Source organism: Bacteroides sp., from assembly GCF_029057325.1.
Taxonomy (GTDB): Bacteria; Bacteroidota; Bacteroidia; order Bacteroidales; family Bacteroidaceae; genus Bacteroides.
In genome coordinates, this window is sequence record NZ_JAICZW010000103.1 from 15223 (window position 1) to 33703 (window position 18481).

An 18481-nucleotide genomic window follows, 5' to 3' on the forward strand; every position below is an offset into this window, starting at 1 on the left:
GGGATATTTTCTATTTAGATTTACTATTCACTATTTGTCGTTTTGAACATCTTGTCATTCAAACTTTTCCGCTTCCAGTCCCTGATAGATTTTCTTGATGACAGCGGCATCAAAAGGAACAGGAGTCGCCGATAAATCCGGTATGTTATAGGATTTCAAGGTCAGGTCATCTTTCTCCGGGTCCGACTGAGGGAGGACGAAGGGTTTGTGCGCCTTTCCTTCCGCATCCAGATAGGCGAAATAGATGCGCCCGTACTGCCCATCACCCCGCTTGCTGGCGAAAGCGAACCAGCGGCTGTCGGACGACCAACTGTGATAAGTGTCCGAACGGTTGGAATTGACCGCCGACAACGAATCAACGGTGCCTGTCTGCAAATCCATCAGTCGCAGCTCCGTTTCCCTGTGCCAAATGGGGAAAGTGCCGTAATCGGCAATCGTATAGAGCAGGTAGCGCCCGTCCGGAGAGACTTTCGGATGACAGACGGAACTGCCGTTCAGCCGGGCGTTCCACAATGTATCTACCCGGCTGCCCCATTCGCCCCGTTCAGTATCAAACGGTATGCGGCACAATGAGTAGCGGAGCTTCTCTATGCTATCCGGCAGTGCCACCAACGGCGCGGAACAGAAATAGACCCACTTGCCATCGGCGGAGAAGGTCGGAAAGGTTTCCAATGCCAGGCTGTCTGCCGTCAGCGGAGAGACAATCATCCGGTTCTCATCCCAATCCGCGATAGCCAAGTCTGATGTCGTGTCATAAACTTCCAGCCGGCGGTTATCTGCCGCATGCAGCATGGGGATAATGATGTTTGAAGAGAATACGGCATACCGCCCGTCGGGATGAAAATCACCGTAAACGGCGGCAGATGTCATCCGGTCGTTCTTCAAAGCCAGCTTGCGCAGTCTGCCGTTGCGGTTCAGGATGGTTCCTCCTTTTTCACCGCGCAGATGGAACATCGAAAGGTTGCCGTTGTTCCTTCCATGCACATGGCAATTCATACATTTGTTATCGGTCAGGCTATTGTCCGCCAATATGCGCTCCTCAAAATTCTCCATGCACCGTTCGCGAATCTGCAAGGCGTTCCAAACCTCATAGCCGGGTTCTATCAAGCGATAGCTGACGTAGGCATCTATCCGCTCAGGCATCACCCGCCATTCGAAAGAGGGATACCGCAGCCATTGTCCGGCTGTACGGGCGGTGACTGTCACCGTCAGCGCACGTCCTTTCTCGCTCTCCAGTAAGGAGCGCCAGGCTTTTTGCGGAAAAATCACCTTGTTGCCGTGTGCATGAACCTGCAAGCTGTCTGCCGTTCCCTTTACGTTGACAGATACGGCATCCACTCCTTCGTTCCGCAACAGGAAATTCAAAGGAGCCACATTGCAGGGGATGGTCACATCCTGGTATTCCGGATAGAGCACCAACGGTTGCAATGCAGGATGTGCCGATTCAGGGTAGGGGGCACAAGCGTGGAGGCTGTACAGCAACACTACCGCCATCATCCATATATTATACCTTATCTTCATATTCATCTTCAACGTTTATCACTTACGGCCCGTCGCCTGCCTCTTCGCCGCATAATGGAAATAAAACCAGTATGTATTTTCATATTTAGCCTGCAAAGCGGTGCCGTTCCCTCCATTCGCTTCGTAGATTCGGGTATAGTCACCGAATTCTTCCAGCACTTGGGGCGGAATGTTCCATTTCCTCACCTCCTCCGGCGAAGCCTTGCTTCCCGCAAGATAGACAAGCAATCCTTCGGCATACAGCCTGCATGGAATCTTTTCCGTGGAAAACTCCCGGTAGTCTTCGGCAAAAGCCTGTATGTCTTTATTCAACAGGTCGAAGCACAGCAAATAGTCATACGCCTGCCTGTTTTGGGGGTTGCCGCGTAGCAGATGACGAAGCGAGAGAGGAATGTTGCCGGCAGTGCGCAACGCATCTTCGGCAGGTATCAGTTGTCGTTTTCGTTCCAGCCACCGTTTCACTTCGGCAGTCTGCCTGCCGGGCATACGGCGTTCCGCCCAATCGCGGTAGCACATCGTCTTTTGCAGCAGGCGGAGGTACTTCATCGCCGCCGCTTCGTCGCCGTTCACCAGGTTGATTTCCGCTAACCGCCTGACAGCTCTTGCGCCGGTGTGGCGCGGAGAGAAAATCATACCTAAGAGAGCGGCATGTTCTGCCATTGTCATGTCTCCCAATGCGAACCAGACTTCATTGGCCGCATAGATGGCGAGAGGAGTGGAGGTGGGAGCCACGGGCAAGAACAATCCGTCGGAAGCCGGTTGATAGTGTCCTGTCAGCAGTTCGGGAAGTTGTCCTTGTTGCGCGTTCAGCAGATTGTAATAGTAGGCGGTGAACGGAGATGGATATTTGTCCTCCGCCAATAGCTTCCGCACCTTTTCCGAACGGCCGAAGTACATTTCCGAATCCAGCGCCAAGAAGTATTCACGCTGCCAATCGGGGGTATCGAACCATCGGGACGATCGGTTTCCGCAACCGAACAGCCAATAACCGGCCGCCAATAGGAAGGCGCTCAACGGCACTCCCCATCGCATCGAACGTCGCAAGCAGCAACGGCACAGCCATAAAACGCCTCCAATGCCCGTCAGTGCAATGGTGCCGGACAGCGGATGGCTCAACCCGCATTGTCTTCCGGTTTCCCAAGCCACCGCCAATATCGCGGGAAGCCATGCCCACCGTCCGATGTAAGGAAGCAGCAAGCGGAATACGACGGTTCCCCAAAGCAACAGCACGATTGTCATCACTGCCGGACCGCCTCCTTCGTAATAAAAGAATTGGGTGAGAAAATCTCCCGTCAAGCGTGCCAATGCCGCCGGATGCCGCAGGTATTCGGTCAGCGGTTCGGCGGCAAACACAAAAAGTTGTGTCTGCTCTCTATGGAACAGATGGTAAGGCAGCATCCGAAAGAAAAAGAGGAACAGCGACAAAGCGCCGGCTCCCGCTACTCCCCACTCAATGTATTTCCTTTTGCGAGCTTTCATCCAACTCTTTCTTTTGTTCTTCCGTCAGGGTGCCGCGCAATATCTTCTGCATAAACACTCCCAACGTATTGTTTCCTTGCGCCGTCAAAAAGGCGAAATTTCTCTCTTGCTCTTGCAGTCTCAGCGTATCGCGCTTCCGTAGCAGTCGAACGGAATCCTTTCCGACTGCAGTTTTCTGCGCTTCCCATATCTGGCGGTAGTCCGCCTGCCTCTTTTCACGGTCTTCTTTCCACGCTTGCAGGGCATCGTTCTGCGCAGTGCCCGTCACCGACCCGATGGAATCAGCCTTTACGTAGATGGTGCCCGGCTCCGTCACCACCAGCAGTTCCTGAATGCGGATACGCAACTGATGGCGCAGGCGCAGCACCTTCATTTCCTCTCCTTTTCCGGAGAAGGAAAAAGAAGCGTTGGCTATTTTCACAGAGTCCACCCGTCCCGGAGCATTCTCCATCGGAACAAGGTATATCCACTCACCATCGTATTGCACGGACGGCAATGTCCCCTCAATCTGATAGTTCCGTTCGCTATTTCCGCATCCCGCCCACAAAAGGCAACTCACGCAGAAAAGCAGGAAAAGCTTCTTTACTCCCATGCCACTTTAAATTTTCTTCACTGCCATACATTCCATCTCCACCAGCCAACCCGGGCGGCAGACGGGAGCCAATGTGATGACTCTCGGCGTATCGGGGAAGCGCATGTCGAACATCTCTTTCACCACGGCATAGTCTGCCATATCGCGCAGATAGACAATGATATGCCCCACATCTTCAAAACCGCAATCCGCCTCCTTCAGCAGGGCTTCCACGTTCTCCCACATCCGTTCCGTCTGCCGGCGGATGTCTCCGGCATATACCACTTCTCCACGGTTGTTGATGCTTGCCGTGCCGGAAATGAGTACCAGCCGGCGGCCGTCGTAATCCACCGCCGTGCCCCGTTCGAAGCTGACTCCATATTCGTAGGTGGGATTCAGGTGGGTACGGGCATAGAGGTATTTCACCTGTCCGGGCTTCAGCCCCTCCATGGCAAAGGCATCCAGCATCACCAGCGCCTTGGGGTCGGCATGCCGCCCGCCGATGCCGGTACTGGCTATGTAGTGTGTCTTTTCCGTCAGGTTCTGGGTGACGAACATTTCATTGCGCGCCTTCACCACTCCGGCATAATTGCAATCTACGTTCTGCACGAATATCCAGGTGCGCAGGCAGTTGTCTGCCAGGGCGCATCCCTCTTCCATCAGTTGCATGGCATAGTCGTTGAGCAACAGGCGCATCTGGTATTCCGAATTGGCGGCACGGTTGAAGCTGCCCCCCATCCAGAGCTGCCGGTAGGCGCCGCGCCGCACCTCATACAGCCCGTTTGGCAACGCCTTGGTCTGCACATGGGTTTGCAGATGGGCCCACAAAGCGATTTTGGTGCCATCCAGCGGCGGCTGCTCCACCACCGACAAGGCGCAATCGGAAGTTTCCGCCACTGTGGCAAGCAACGGTTCCGCCTGATTGGCGGCATCACTCAAGAAGAATCTTTTGAAGACGGCCACGGCCTCGGGAAGTCTGTCCCTCACCACAGCGGCATAAGCATCCAGCACGGCATCCACCTGCTCCATATAGCTTTGCTTCGGGTCGGTGGCATGTATCATCAGGTGATATTCGGTCACTCCGCCTTCTACGGCAAATTCGGCGACTTCGGCCCTGCCGGAAGGATAAGAGTAGGAAGTGTATTTCATATTGTTGATAAGAGATTGTTTCTACACGCCAAAGATAAGACATTTCTCTGACAGAAAGTAGAAAAAGCCCTCACTTTTGTCCGTCTCTTGCCGAAAAAACTTTAGCTTTAGCCTTTCCAGTCTTTGTATAGCGAAGACAGAATGCGGTTCGGCAAAAACTATTAGAGCAAGCTCATTGTTTTTGTGCTTACCTTTACGTATCTTTGTGCTGTTCTTTGCAAGTGAACCACCCGGGTCGTTCAATCGGCCAACCCGGGTTGTTCAATCGAACGACCGGAGTTGTTCAGCCGAACGACCCGGGTGGTTCACTTATAAAGAACGGTATTCAAGCGAAGAAAGGAGTTATATAGGAGAAAGGGGGTATCGGAAGTTGGAAGGAGGTGTCGGAAGTTATCGGTCGATGCCCCGCCTTGTGCAAGCAGGATTATCGGCTTCTAACTCCTGCTTACTTCCGAATAACTTCCGCTCACTCCTTTCTCCCCCATAAAACAACAAAACATCTGAATTATGGCCATTGTATATGACTGGTACGAGAATCCGGGCGCGGAAGGCGATCCGGAAGAGAGGGGACTCCATCCCCGTCCGCTGCTCAACGGGAAGGTGAGCATGAAACAACTGTATGCACGAGTACATGCCCGCAGCTCGCTCACGGTGGGCGATGTGATGAACGCGATAGACTGCCTGACGAAAATCTGCGGGGAAGAGTTGCGCGACGGACACGAGGTGCACATCGAGGGATTGGGTTACTTTGTCCCCACCCTGGAAGCCACGCAGAAGGTGACCCGCAGCACTCCGAACAAACATCTGAAAATCCGTTTGAAAAGCATCAGTTTCCGACCCGACATCAAGCTGAAACAAGCGATGACGGGTGTCAGCGCCGTCCGCAGCAAATATACCCGCTGCTCCCGGCAATTGTCGGAAGTGGAGATAGACAGGGTGCTGGAAGCGTATTTCGCCAAACACGACGTGCTGATTCGCAGCGACTTCCAAGAGCTGTGCGGCATGGCACGCACCACGGCGAACATCCACTTGAAACGGCTGCAGCAAGAAGGCAAACTGAAAAACGTGGGGAAGCGCACGCAGCCCATCTACCGTCCTATGCCGGGATACTACGGAATGTCGTGCGACGCGGTTGTGGGGCGGTGAAGGCAGAAAGACAACGCGGTTTCACCGGAAATGCCGATGAACAGAGGGTAGGAGGGTGAAGGAGGCGAAAGGTGAAAATAAAATTACCTGCCTGTCTCTTGTCTTGACAGAATAATTATCCTATATTTGTGTGTCAATAAACCAAAAACATTGAAGATATGATTATTAGCATTGCAAATCCGATATACGACGCTGTGTTCAAATACCTCATGGAAGACAGCCGCGTGGCGCGTACCATCCTGTCCGCACTCTTGAAGCGTGAGGTTGTGGAACTGGAAATGCGCAAGCACGAATACGCCAACAGCAGCCGGAACAAGATTTCCATGTTCCGCATCGATTTCGGTGCCAAGGTCAGGCAAGATGACGGCAGCCTGAAACTCATATTGATTGAATTGCAAAAGACTTGGGTGGAGACCGAAACGCTCCGCTTCCGCCAATACCTCGGCACCCAATACGCCGACCCTGACAATATGCTGAAGGACGGAAGCCAAGCGGAGCACGGCATACCGATGGTGACGGTTTACCTGCTGGGGCACCGTGTGGGGGACATCGAAGAGCCCGTGGTTTATGTGCGCCACAAGGCATACGATTACGACGGGGAGGAGGTGACCAAAGGCATTCCCGACCCCTTTGTGGAGAGCTTGGTCCACGACAGCATCATTGTACAGATTCCTTTGCTGCACGGTTATGTGGGCAACCGGCTGGAGGAGATATTAAGCATATTCGACCAGACGAAGAAGGCCTGCGGCAATGCCCAAGTTCTCAACATAGATGAGGACAAGTATAGCGGCGATGTCGAAATGGAATATATCCTTCACCGCCTTCTGTCAGCCGCTTCCAATGCAAAACTAAGACAAGATATGAATGTAGAAGACGAATATTTCTCTGCTATAGAGAACCGTGATACAGCTATCATGATGCGTGACAAAAAAATAGCCGAACAGGATGCGCAGATTGAAGCGAAGGACGCGCAGATTGAAGCACAAAGTACAGCCTTGCTTGCTTCCGCAAAGGCTCTAAAGGAGGCGGGGCTATCTGATGAGCAGATAAAAGCCCTGACAGGAGTTATCCTTTAATGCTTCTGCATATTTGCAGGCAAAGACAATAAGGCAGAAAAGGCGAATCTTACGACTCGCCTTTTCTGCCTTAATCATTAAACAATTGTACGATGTGACGCTTGCCTGCACAAGCTGTCGATGTTACGGGCGGCTAAATGCCGGGGGAACGACAACTGTTTTGAATTGAATATCTTTTTATATATTCTACAGATAGAGATTATTTTTCAGGAGCATCAATAACTGTAAATCCGACATGACCACCTTCATAAAATGTCACTGTCGAACCTACGCTTACAGGATTACCATTTGCAACCGCAGAATAGCCATCAGCTATATATTGTTCCACTTGGTATAAAATAGTACCATATGCTCATATATGTAACACTTCCGTGCAGCATAACACTTTCGCCAGTATCCTGATTTGAAAAAGTAATAGAACCACCCGTGAATTCCGGTGTCGAAGTTATTACTACCTTTGCATGTCCTTCTGGAGTAGAACAGTTATATGACATCGGATAAGGTCCAGAGACCTTAGTTACTTGCTCATTATTTGCATTTGCGGTTAACGCAAACAAAATAAAAGAAATAATTAGAAATATATTTTTCATTTGCATTGAATTTATTGGGGGATATAGCATAATATCCCCCTGTGTTATTTTATTCAAAAGACATCTCTTACTTATTAGGAATCTTCTTATAGCAAAGGAACCAACCTTCCCAACCGTTAGAGGAAGGAGCCGCCAATACAAGATGGTCTCCATCAGCCTTGATGATCTGATAAGTGTAACAACGTTGGTTGCCATCATTAGGCAATACGCCCAACAGAGGTACCGTACCGTTGAAAGTCATCGTACCGACTCCCCAACCGGCTACAGCTTGGTCGGTAGTGACTGTTACGGTTCCTGTCTCACCACGACTGGTATTGACACCACTCAGATTGAGTGAAAACCAAGCACCGATACCATCGTCCGGCATACCTTTTCTGGCGGCCTGTTCATTAATATCAGCTTGGTCGGGAGCACCCCACCAACCGGGACCCGTATCGCTTCCCCAGCCGGCGTTACCCCAGTAACGAGACAGTGTATCATCCCATGTCCAAGTGGTGGTAGTAAATCCTCCTTGGCCATCACCGAATATATCGTTGAAGATTGCAGGCAGGTCGGTAAATCCACTTACATTGACGTTTTTCGTTCCGGACTTTGTAATGGTACCGTCCTGATTTATTGTAGTGATATAGAAGTCGATGCTGCGGGCAGGCGGTACAATCTGGCAAGTGGGAGCCGTGCCCATCGCTACACAAGCGTCTGTGCTTGCATCATACACCTTCACGTAACGGACAGGATTGACATGGAAGGTCAAGTTGTTGTTTCCTTCACTCTTGGCGGTGATGGTAAACCCATCGGTCAGCTCCTCGGTTGTCACGTTGGCGCCTCTCTCCACTTCGTCCACTGCCGGGTCGCAAGCCGTGAAAAGCAAAGCCAGCAACGGAGCTGCAAATAATATCTTTTTCATACTCTATATTGCTTGTTAAAATTAAACATCCGGTCGGCGTCATTCCCAACCATTGTATTCACTCTCGGCACCCGCCCATCCTTCGTTCTGTACGACGCTGCCAATGGCGACTTGGCTTTCGGGCATCTTCTGGAAACCTGCCGTAGCGTTGTAACGGGCGGCGTATCCTCCGTTGTGCGGCGTGTTTTTTCCGGCAATGCCGCAATAGTAAACGGGCTGATTGGTCTGGCGTTCCAATGCCGCGGCGGCAATGTGCCAACGGCGGATATCGTTCCAACGGATACCCTCAAGCGCTAACTCCCAGCGGCGCTCGTTCTGCAAGGCTTCCAGCGAATAGGCGGCAATCGGTTCCAATCCTGCACGCTGGCGTACCCGGTTGATGCCGGCAACATCACCCTTCAACTCACTTTGCATCAACAAGACATCGGCGAAGCGGATAAGTACCAAGTCGTGGATATTATTCAACTGCATGTTATTGGAACCTTGATCCCAGCCGGAAGCACCATACATCAGATTCTCAAAGCAACATACATAGGGATTTTCACTGACTTTGATGTATTCCTCCTGCGAACCATCGTTCACACAAGTAACAGGCGACCACTTTTTGGCATAGTAGTCCGTCTCCTGCACAAAGTCAGCCCATCCGCCGTATGTGTAAGAAGGCTTGGTTGTCCAATCCTGAATGGTCGCTTCAAGGCGGGCATCCTTACCGTCGCGGTCGGCACGTCTCCAGTCATCCACCAAATTGGGCGCCACCGGACCGGCTCCCCAACCTTGTCCGAAGGGGAAGGTGTTCCCGTAATCCTGACCACCGCGCACCCCCATGTGCAAGGCGATGCCGTTGGCATAACCGATGGTGGTTGACCAGGAAGCTAACTTGTTGAATTTGATGGCGAACATGGATTCCGGATTGACGGCATTGTCATCTTCCACCCATTTCAGGTTCTGTTCTTTGGTATAGTCATAGTCTTCTACCGTGTAGCGGTTGGTATAAGCCCACAGGTTACGGAAGTCGGGCACCAAACTATAACCGGAGTTGTTCACGCAGTCGTCCACGTAGGCAATCACGTTCTCTTTGGTCAGCGTGGTACCATCGGGCAAAGCGACGGAAGACATCGGGTTGTAGGTGGTGCTGGTCAGGTCTGCCAACGACTCGCCATTGCCGTACATCCCTGTATAGAACAGGAAGATACGCGCCAGCAACGCTTCGGCGGTATATTTGTCCACATGACCATCGGTGTTGCGGACAGCGGGCATCATCTCTACTGCGTCACGCAAGTCCTGTAACATTTGTCCGTAGAGCGTGGATATTTCCCCTTGCGTAACCAGCTCACCGGAAGGGATGGTCATTAAAGGTACATTGCCATACATGCTCGCCAAATCAAAGTGGTAGTAGGCACGGAGAAAGAGCGCCTCACCCAGGAACTTAGCCTTGCTGTCTTCGTTCATCGCCGTGTTGGGCAATGCGCTAATCAGCGTATTGGCACGGTTGATGGCTTGGTAGCGCAATATCCAGAAGTTATTGGTCATATCGGCGTTGTAGTTGGTAATCAAGTCCATCGCCTGCATCAGCTTGTCGTTGGTACCGCCGCCACCCAGAGCATCGTCACTCGCCAACTGCGCATAGTAAAGGAATGATTCTTGAGGATAGGCGTGTGTGGCATTCAGGCCCTCATAAATACCGGCAAGCGCCGCAACACCGTCCGCCTCGGACACGGGGAAGTTTCCAGTGGAAAGCTCACCCATATTTTCCACATTGTTGATGTCGCAGGATACTACGCCCATTGCAATGCATGCGGAAGCTACTAAATAGGTTATCTTTTTCATACGTGTAATCTTTTTTTTAGAATTTAACATTAACACCCAACATATAGGTACGCGGCGTAGGATAGTTACCTACATCGACACCTGTTACCCAAGGTTCGTCGCCATTGATGGCACGACCGTTCTCCGGATCCATACCCTTGTAGCCAGTGATAGTAAAGAGGTTCTGTGCAGCCGCATAGACGCGCAGTTGCTGGAACGGACAGTTCTTCCAGATTCTCTTGACATCGTAGCCGATGGTCAGGTTTTGCAGACGGAAATAGTCGGCGTTCTCTACATAGATGTCGGAGATTGCCTGCCAGTTCACGCCTACGTTCATACGGGAAATCAACGGATATTTGTTGGAAGTACCTTCGCCATGCCAGTAGTTATATACCTCAGTGGTGTAATTCTCTTGTTCACCGTCGGTGAACTTGCGGTAAGAACGTGCCACCTGCTGACCCAGAGCAGCGAAGCCGGTCATGGACAGGTCGAATCCTTTATAACCGAAGTTCAGGCTGAGGCCCATCGTCACGTCGGGATGCGGATTACCCAAATCTGTTTTATCATCGGCGTTGATGATGCCGTCACCGTTCACGTCCACAAACTTCAGGTCACCCGGTTTCAGGGTGCTTCCTTGCAGGGAGTTGGCGGCGCTACCGTCCTTCAGTGTAGAAATGTATGCGTTCAGGTCTTCCTGGTTTTGGATGACTCCGGCAGTCTTGTATCCCCAAAAGTAGCCGATGGGGTGTCCTTCTTCAAAACGGGCCATATAGCCGGTACCCTGAGAGAGGAGGTCGTTGCCACCATTGTTGTATTTGCGGGTACTGTTTACTTCGGTCACCTCGTTCTGGTTATAAGCGATGTTCCAGTTTACGCCATACGTAAAGTCTTTGCCGACCCGGTCGTTCCAGTTCAACGCAAGTTCTATACCGCGGTTGCGAACCGTACCGGCATTCTTCAACTGCTCGGAGAAACCTGTGGTAGGAGTGACAGGTACTTTCAGTAGCAGATCTTTCGTCTTCTTTTCGTACCAATCGAAAGTAAGTCCCAGACGACCGCGCAAGAAGCGTGCGTCAAGACCGATATTGGTCTGTTCGGAAGTTTCCCACGTAATCTCCTCATTTGCCAAACGGGCGGGAGAAGCGCCGGAAGTGTAACCGTCCTTGTTGTTGCCGAACGAATAGTTACTGAATGCGTCGTAAGCGAAAGTAGCCTGATAAGCGAAGGCATCCACCGCATTTTTGTTACCGTTCTGTCCCCAGCCGGCGCGGATTTTCAAGAATTCCATCCAATTCTGCGTGCTTTCCATGAACTTCTCGTTGGAAACCACCCAACCTGCAGAGAAGGAGGGGAAGTAGCCCCAACGCTTGCCCGGAGCGAATACGGACGAACCGTCGGCACGGATAATGGCGGAGAACATATAGGTTTCGTTGAAGTTATAATTCAAACGGCCGAAGTAGGACATTCCGCGGCTATCGCCATAGGGCTTTCCCGAAACCGTAGCAGCTCCGGTGTTGTTCTTTACAAAGGACATATAGGCATGTTTCAAGTCGCCGAATACGGAATTCGTGGCTATTGCCGTCAGATCAAATCCATAATTCGGACGAGATTCACCATATTCGGTACCTACCAATACATCGAAATCATGTTTGGCGATATTGAATTTATAGCTAAGTGTATTCGTGGTGCTCCATCCCCAACCCAATCCGGTCTGGTTGGTTGTCTGGTCTATAGCCCGGCTATCGCCCTGATCATTCAATTTGTAAACCGGTAGATAGGCGCGCCATGACCAAGAACTCTGGTTGTAGTTCACCTGACCGCGATAGATTAAATTCTTAATGGGCTGAATTTCCAGCCATCCGCTGAGGTTGAAACCGAAGTTGGTGCTCTTGTTGTTGGCACTCTGACTATTCATCATGGAGGCGATGGGGTTGGTGGTGTAGGAGTTGTAATTGAACCAACCTTCCGTACCCGAGTTTTTCAAATCGTCATAGCCGAAGTATTCACCATCCTTATTATAGATAGGAACCAACGGATTGGCACGCAACATATTCGACAACATATTGCCGTATTGGTTGCCATTGTCAAGACCTTGGTTCTGTTTGTGTTGGAAATAGAGGTTTTCGCCCACTTTCACAACGTCAAGACCTGTGTTGTTGCGGTAGAGCACATGTTCGGAGTTCATGCGCACCGTAAAACGGCGGAAGTCTGACTTCACCATGTTGCCGAACACACCATCCTGGTATTGATAACCAAGACCGGTAGAGAACTTCGTGCGGTCTGTACCGCTGGTGATATTCAATGCGTGGTTGGTAGTCACTGCATTCTTGTTGCGCAAAGCTTCCATATAATTGCTTCCTTCATTGGAACCGTCTCTATAAGCGGCCAACAAATCTGCATCGATGAAGCGTGACCAGTCGTGAGGTTCAACACCACTGTTGAAACGCACCATGTCCTGTACTTCCATGTATTGCTTGGCAGTCAGCAAATCCGGCATCTTATACACATTCGACCAACCGATGTTTCCATCGTAGCTGACCTGAATTTTGCCTTCCTTGCCCTGCTTTGTAGTCACCAGAATCACACCGTTGGCAGCTGCCGAACCGTAGATGGCACAAGAGGCAGCGTCTTTCAATACGTCGATACGCTCGATGTCGGCAGGGTTCAGGTTGTTGATGTCACCGCTCACACCGTCGATAATGTAAAGAGGCTTCGTATCACCGTTGGTGCCTGCACCACGAATAGTGACCTTAAATCCGTCACCCGGCTGTCCGGAAACCGCCTGGATGTTCACACCCGGCGATTGGCTCTGCAAAGCGCCCAGTGCCTGCGTGGTATTCAGCTTCGCGATGTCTTCGCCTTTCACTTCGACCGTGGCGCCCGTTACCAGTTTCTTCTTCTGTACGCCGTAACCCACTACAACGACTTCGTCCAGCATCTCGGTGTCTTCCTTTAGTTGGACATTGAATTTTGTCTGGTCGCCTACCACAATCTCCTGCGGCTGATAGCCGATGAAAGAAATCACGATGGTGGCTCCCGGCTGAACATCCAGCGTAAAGTTGCCGTCAATGTCGGTGATGACACCGTTTGTGGTTCCTTTTTCCAATACATTGGCACCGATAACCGGTCCCAGAGCATCTGTTACAATACCTGTAATCTTCTTTGCTTGCTGCACAGCATCAACTGCATCGACCGATGCGGCGAAAAGTTGCGGAGTATAGGTCAGGCTTACGGCTGAGCAGATACCCACAAGCAGCGCTGTTTTTCTGAAATTTAAATTCATACTTGTATTTTTCTTAGTTAATAATGATTGGCCTTTGCCTGGACGGCAAACACCGTTTTTTATATAAGGTTAAACTATTCGTCATTGGAAGAACCTTCAACCTTATCTGTAAATGGTTGGTTACACAACATGGGGCTCTAATCCTTTCTCATAGGCATCATTTTCTTCATTAATGGTTAAACTATCTGTTATCTGTTTTATCAATCTTTAATTAGCATTGGCAAAAATAAACCTTTTTCACTATCTTGTATAATACTATTTTATCAAAGGGCAATACTCTTTGATATTCCAAATCTTTGTATTCGGCTTTCGTTACCCGGTTATTTCAGTTTTTGGTTTTCGGTCCGGATGATTTCAATCGTGCTGTCGGTGGCAAATACGGAGTTCAAGCCCTGCTCTTCTTGTGCCGGGTCGCCCGTATAGTCGTCACCTCTTTCCCAAAACACGTGTCCGGAGTTCAGTTCGGCAAAGCCGCCCCATGCCCAGAAGTTGCATCCGGCAAAGGGACCTCCGCTTTCGCGGTCTTGGCGAATGAGGTCGAACACATAGCGGTAGTACTCGTCGCGTGCCGTGGTCGGTGCCTCTTTGCAGAAGCGGAGACCGTCGCGTGGGAAGCCGAACTCTTCAAGTACAATCGGCTTGCGGTATTTCCGTGCCACTGCCGTATGGGCGTCGATGTATTTCCGGGTATTTTCTTTGGCATGCGGCAGGAGTTCGGTCAGGCTGTCCGCCTTCACCCATCCCCAGTTGTAGGGCCAGATGTGGATGTTCAGGTAACCGATGTTGGGGTCGGCATGAATCTGTTCGTAGAGGGCCATGTCGTTTTCGCATCCCCAAGAGCCTTCGCTGCCGGAAGAGACCAGATGGTTCGGGTCTATCGATTTGATTTGCGCGGCGACATCCGACATCCAGCGGGCAAAGGGGGCTTTGTTCTCATCGGCGAAGGCGCGAGGCTCGTTACCAATCTGCCAAGACATGAGGGTGGGGTCATCCACATATTTTAGCTGATTATACCTATTGGTGCGTGAAACGATATAGTTGACATGATTGGCAAACAATGCCTGTGCGCTGTCTGATTGCGGGAACTGCTTGACATACTCCATATATGCGGGCCATCCGTCCACGGCAGGCACCACGGCATCGCCATGTCCCGACCATTGCAGATAGACCGAATAGCCGCCGCTCCATTCCCATGAGTTGTTCAGATAGAGCACAGCCGTCATGTCGCGCTTGCGCAGCTCGTTCATGAAATAGTCTAAACCGTCCAAAATCGTATCGTTGTAAACGCCGGGTGCTGTCTGCAAGGAGGGTTCTACCCGTGTTTTCACCCCGTTTTTGCCATCGGCACCCACCAGCACACGGAGGTTGTTGACGCCGATGCTCTTCAGGAAATCCAATTCCCGATGCAGCCGTTTTCTGTCGCCTCCCTCGCCTTCGGAACCAAGGATGGCGCCGTACCAGAAGTTGGCACCTACAAAATAATAAGGTTTCCCGTCACGAACGAACTGCCCGTCGGCGTTGACCGTGACGAACGAATGTTCTACAGGCTTCGTGGTACATGCTCCCAAAAGGGGTAAAAGTATCGCAAGTAAAGGAAAAAGTTTCTTCATGTTCTTCTTAATTAATAGTTTCAGAATTTGTTCGGGAGTTAACTCCTGAAACAACCTATTCTTCATTAAACAGCCGTTTCCTTATCCACTCCTGCCATTCGTCCCATTGCTCCTGATACCAGTAGTGCCCGGTCTCCAGATAGAGATGCAACTCTTTCGGGGCGGTGATTCCGTTATAGGCGGCATACATGGAGGTGGGAGGGCATACTTCGTCGTTATAGCCCCAACTGAACCAGCCGGGCACGCGCAGCAGGAGGGCGAAGTTTGCCGTGTCGTAGTAGCGTATCGTCCGGAGCTCCTTCTCATCGGGGGTGCCGTTATAATAGAAGTAGTGGGGCCAGCCGCAAGCACGTTTCTTGAAGAATGCCTCGTGGTCGCATAAAGCGGGATGGACCGCCGCCAGGAAAGTGACACGCGAATCGAGTGCAGCTGTAATCACGGACAGCGCACCGCCCTGACTGGAACCGGTGACGCCCAGCGCCTTCCCGTTGTATTGCGGCAGCGAGCAGATGAAATCCACGGCACGCAGAGCACCTACAATTACGCGGTTATAGTAGGAGGCGTCCCGGTTGTCGCGGCCGAACGTCCAGTAATTGTTCAGCGCACCGCTTGCCAACGCGTCGTAAACCGATTGTTGCATCGTTACGGGAATGCCGTGTATGCCCACTTCCAGCGTAATCACCTTTCCCGGTGCCGTATAGGTATCTCCTGAATAGGGGCGTACGCCAGCACCCGGTACCCGGAGCAGAGCGGGGTATGTGCCTTCTTTCTTGGGGATGCTGAGGATGCCGTAGAAACGCCCTCCCCAAGCCTTGGTCTGGAAACTGACGTGATAGACGTTGTCCGTCTCCGTGCAGCGTTCGGGCAGCAGGGTCATCACCGGGTTCAACGGTGTCTTGCGTGCCTCTTCCAGCGTCTTGGCCCAATACTCTCGGAAGTCGGCGGGAAATTCCGAGGCGGCACGTAGCTGTTCGGGAGCGTATGCCGATGTAGCGAGGCCTTCATACGTCTGCCCATTCACGTGCGCCTTGACCTTGCAGCGCAAGAAACCGGCGGTTTTCAGGGTGCCTTGCAGTTTCAGGGTACCGTCTTTCAGCACCACTCCTTTCTTTGTTTCAGTAGGGTACATCTCCGGTCCCAGTTCATAGTCTATCTTCACATCGGGCAACAGATTTTGCGCTTTCACCACCCGGATGGTAAACGTACACTTTTCATTCAGGCCATACACCCAGTCGTTGCGGTCGGGTGAAACGACCACGCGGATTTCGTTGCCGCGTATCTGCGCCATTGTGGCGAATGCGCACAGCAGACAGATGCATAAAGAGGATAATCGTTTCATGATATTGGTTTTTAAGTTTTTCGGTTGCAAAAATAGGCTCTTTCAGAAGATGGAACCGATACTATTTTATCACATTCTTATATCACTATTTTCTTCTTCCGATAGTTCTCGCGAAACTCTTTGGGCGAACAGCCTTTCTTCCGTTTGAACATCCGGTTGAAGTTAGACAAATTGTTGAAACCGCAATTGTAGCAGATTTCTGCGATGGTGCGGGTGGAATCGACCAGCAGGCGGGTGGCAAACCCCAAGCGGATGTCTATCAGATAGTCGGAAAGCGTCTTGCCCGTGCGCAAACGGAAAAAACGGCTGAAAGAGACGGGTGTCATCCCCACCATATCGGCAAGATCGGCCAAATGAATCTCTTCCTGATAATGGGCGGCGATGTATCGCTGTACTTTCTGTACGCGGCGGCTGTCCGAAAAGGTCTCCATTTTGGCGAAAGAGGAACTGGAGAGCACTTTGGCGTCGGAATACAGAGAGAGTTCGTACAAGATTCGGAGGAAATCCATCACCGCATAAAAACCTTGTTCTTCGGAAGCCAGCTTGTCCAGCCAGTTATATACTTTCATGATGGCCTGCATCGGGAACGATAATCCGCATTGAGCCCGTTCCAGCATCTTGCGGATGCTGTCGAACTGGTTTTTATGTAGCACATTCCCCAAAAACATATCCGGAGAGAACTGGATGGTGATTTCCCGTATATCTTTAGAGGTGCATTCGTGTTGTTCCCATACATGCTCCAGCTCTTTACCGGTGATCAGCACCAAGTCATAATCACCGATGATTTCGGCAGAATCACCTACCACGCGACGCACTCCGGAGGCATGCTCCGTAAAGTTCAGTTCATACTCCGCATGACAATGGATGGGGTAGGTGAATTCTGTTTTCCGGCGGTCGGCTATATAGAAGCAATCGCGTTCGGACAGGGGAGTGATTTCCCGCATGATGTAGTTTTGGTTTTCCATAGATGTTGTTGATTAAACGTTGCAAAAATAGTCATCTCCCGCTTTATTCAATGGTACAAATTGTTTTTTATTGGGGGGCCATTTGATATATATCAATGATTTTATCCCTGATTTTGAGTTTAAAGCGGCGTATGTCTTATGAAAAGCCCTTTCATACGGCTTTTTCATTTGCGGGAGTTAAAGGAGTTAAAGTCGATACTTTTGTGCAGGATGCAATTGTCGAAGTATCGGCTTTCACTCCTAAGCCGACTTGCCGGCTGATAACTCCTTTTGACTCCTCCAACTCCTTTCGATGAAAGAATCATGGCTCTCTCATCGAAGGCTTACGCGGCTTTCTTTTTACCTGCTAAATAATCCGCTTTATCGTCCGATTCTTTATCAGAAAAAAACGTTGGTTTTAAATGGATCCGCGGCAGTGCATCGGGCACTGGCGAAACTTGAGGAAAAGAATGTAGTTGATTCAATATCCGGGTTGTAAATTGCCAACGGACGTGAGAGCGGCAGGGCGGTCGGCATTCCATTCTTACTGAATGTAAATTATTTTTCCTCCTTCTTTTTGCATCCGCCACGTCCCGGCAGAAAACTGCCTTTTCCTCCTTCCTCCGCGGTTCTTCCTGTTTGCATCTTATCCCACCCCTACCAGGGCCTATTCGGCTTCGGACGTTCTTCGGACAAACTCCACTCCCTAGGACCGAAGAATGTCCGAAGAACGTCCGAAGAAACACCGAAGGAAGTACGGAGCGGGTAAGGGCCGGACAAGAGGCATCCCGAAAGTGACGGGTTGGGCTGAATTCCGGGAGGAGGATTTTAGCATGTAAACATTTCTGATTATTGTTTCCTTTCAGAGCCGTTATCAGCCGGCAGTCGGCTCCCGTTTTTCCAATTTCTGGTGGCTGTAAGGGCGGTGTCTGACCCGATTTGCAGATAAATCCTCCGTATGCAGATGACGATTTCCGCTCAGAACGGCGGCATGATGCGCTGATAGACCCTGAATCCGCCCCTTTTTTCGCTATTTTCATCCCCCAAATCGGTTTCCGCGTTA

Annotated in this window: 13 protein-coding genes; 2 read left to right on the forward strand and 11 right to left on the reverse strand. The window is 51.0% G+C overall.

Annotated elements, in window-relative coordinates:
• Nucleotides 1–54 precede the first annotated feature (54 nt).
• From K2G43_RS06515 to K2G43_RS06530, 4 genes are read right to left on the reverse strand one after another with little or no spacing between them, the layout of a single operon-like run.
• Nucleotides 55–1527 carry a hypothetical protein gene (locus K2G43_RS06515; protein WP_297644508.1) on the reverse strand — a complete coding sequence of 491 codons (1473 nt, stop codon included), beginning with the start codon at nucleotides 1525–1527 and terminating at the stop codon, nucleotides 55–57.
• Nucleotides 1528–1539: 12 nt separating this feature from the next.
• The gene (locus K2G43_RS06520) at nucleotides 1540–3000 is read right to left on the reverse strand and encodes a DUF6057 family protein (protein ID WP_297644506.1); all 1461 of its coding nucleotides are present in this window, start codon (nucleotides 2998–3000) and stop codon (nucleotides 1540–1542) included.
• Nucleotides 2972–3592 (reverse strand): DUF4369 domain-containing protein, encoded by a 621-nt coding sequence (locus K2G43_RS06525; protein WP_297644504.1) that lies wholly within the window; start codon nucleotides 3590–3592, stop codon nucleotides 2972–2974. The genes K2G43_RS06520 and K2G43_RS06525 overlap by 29 nt, the downstream gene beginning before the upstream one ends.
• A gap of 6 nt (nucleotides 3593–3598) precedes the next feature.
• Nucleotides 3599–4720: a Rid family hydrolase gene (locus K2G43_RS06530; RefSeq protein ID WP_297644502.1), complete on the reverse strand. Its 1122-nt coding sequence runs from the start codon at nucleotides 4718–4720 to the stop codon at nucleotides 3599–3601.
• Nucleotides 4721–5227: 507 nt separating this feature from the next.
• On the opposite strand from K2G43_RS06530, the gene K2G43_RS06535 reads away from it, so the two are divergent.
• Nucleotides 5228–5866 (forward strand): HU family DNA-binding protein, encoded by a 639-nt coding sequence (locus K2G43_RS06535; RefSeq protein WP_297644500.1) that lies wholly within the window; start codon nucleotides 5228–5230, stop codon nucleotides 5864–5866.
• Nucleotides 5867–6024: 158 nt separating this feature from the next.
• Nucleotides 6025–6942, forward strand: coding sequence for a hypothetical protein (locus K2G43_RS06540; RefSeq protein WP_300153644.1), 918 nt, complete (start codon nucleotides 6025–6027; stop codon nucleotides 6940–6942).
• A gap of 308 nt (nucleotides 6943–7250) precedes the next feature.
• On the opposite strand, the gene K2G43_RS06545 is transcribed toward K2G43_RS06540, so the two are convergent.
• From K2G43_RS06545 to K2G43_RS06575, 7 genes are all read right to left on the reverse strand, one after another.
• The gene (locus tag K2G43_RS06545; RefSeq protein WP_300153646.1) at nucleotides 7251–7532 is read right to left on the reverse strand and encodes a hypothetical protein; all 282 of its coding nucleotides are present in this window, start codon (nucleotides 7530–7532) and stop codon (nucleotides 7251–7253) included.
• A gap of 67 nt (nucleotides 7533–7599) precedes the next feature.
• A complete protein-coding gene (locus tag K2G43_RS06550; RefSeq protein ID WP_297644678.1) occupies nucleotides 7600–8436 on the reverse strand; it encodes a hypothetical protein in 837 nt (278 codons plus the stop codon).
• Nucleotides 8437–8475: 39 nt separating this feature from the next.
• Nucleotides 8476–10263, reverse strand: coding sequence for a RagB/SusD family nutrient uptake outer membrane protein (locus K2G43_RS06555; protein ID WP_297644676.1), 1788 nt, complete (start codon nucleotides 10261–10263; stop codon nucleotides 8476–8478).
• 16 nt (nucleotides 10264–10279) lie between these two features.
• Nucleotides 10280–13525 carry a TonB-dependent receptor gene (locus K2G43_RS06560; protein WP_297644675.1) on the reverse strand — a complete coding sequence of 1082 codons (3246 nt, stop codon included), beginning with the start codon at nucleotides 13523–13525 and terminating at the stop codon, nucleotides 10280–10282.
• 320 nt (nucleotides 13526–13845) lie between these two features.
• Entirely contained in the window at nucleotides 13846–15135 is a 1290-nt protein-coding gene (locus K2G43_RS06565; RefSeq protein ID WP_300153649.1) for a beta-mannosidase, read from the reverse strand.
• A gap of 55 nt (nucleotides 15136–15190) precedes the next feature.
• Nucleotides 15191–16474, reverse strand: coding sequence for an acetylxylan esterase (locus K2G43_RS06570; protein ID WP_297645222.1), 1284 nt, complete (start codon nucleotides 16472–16474; stop codon nucleotides 15191–15193).
• A 77-nt stretch (nucleotides 16475–16551) separates the two neighbouring features.
• A complete protein-coding gene (locus tag K2G43_RS06575) occupies nucleotides 16552–17439 on the reverse strand; it encodes a helix-turn-helix domain-containing protein (RefSeq protein WP_297645225.1) in 888 nt (295 codons plus the stop codon).
• Nucleotides 17440–18481 lie beyond the last annotated feature (1042 nt).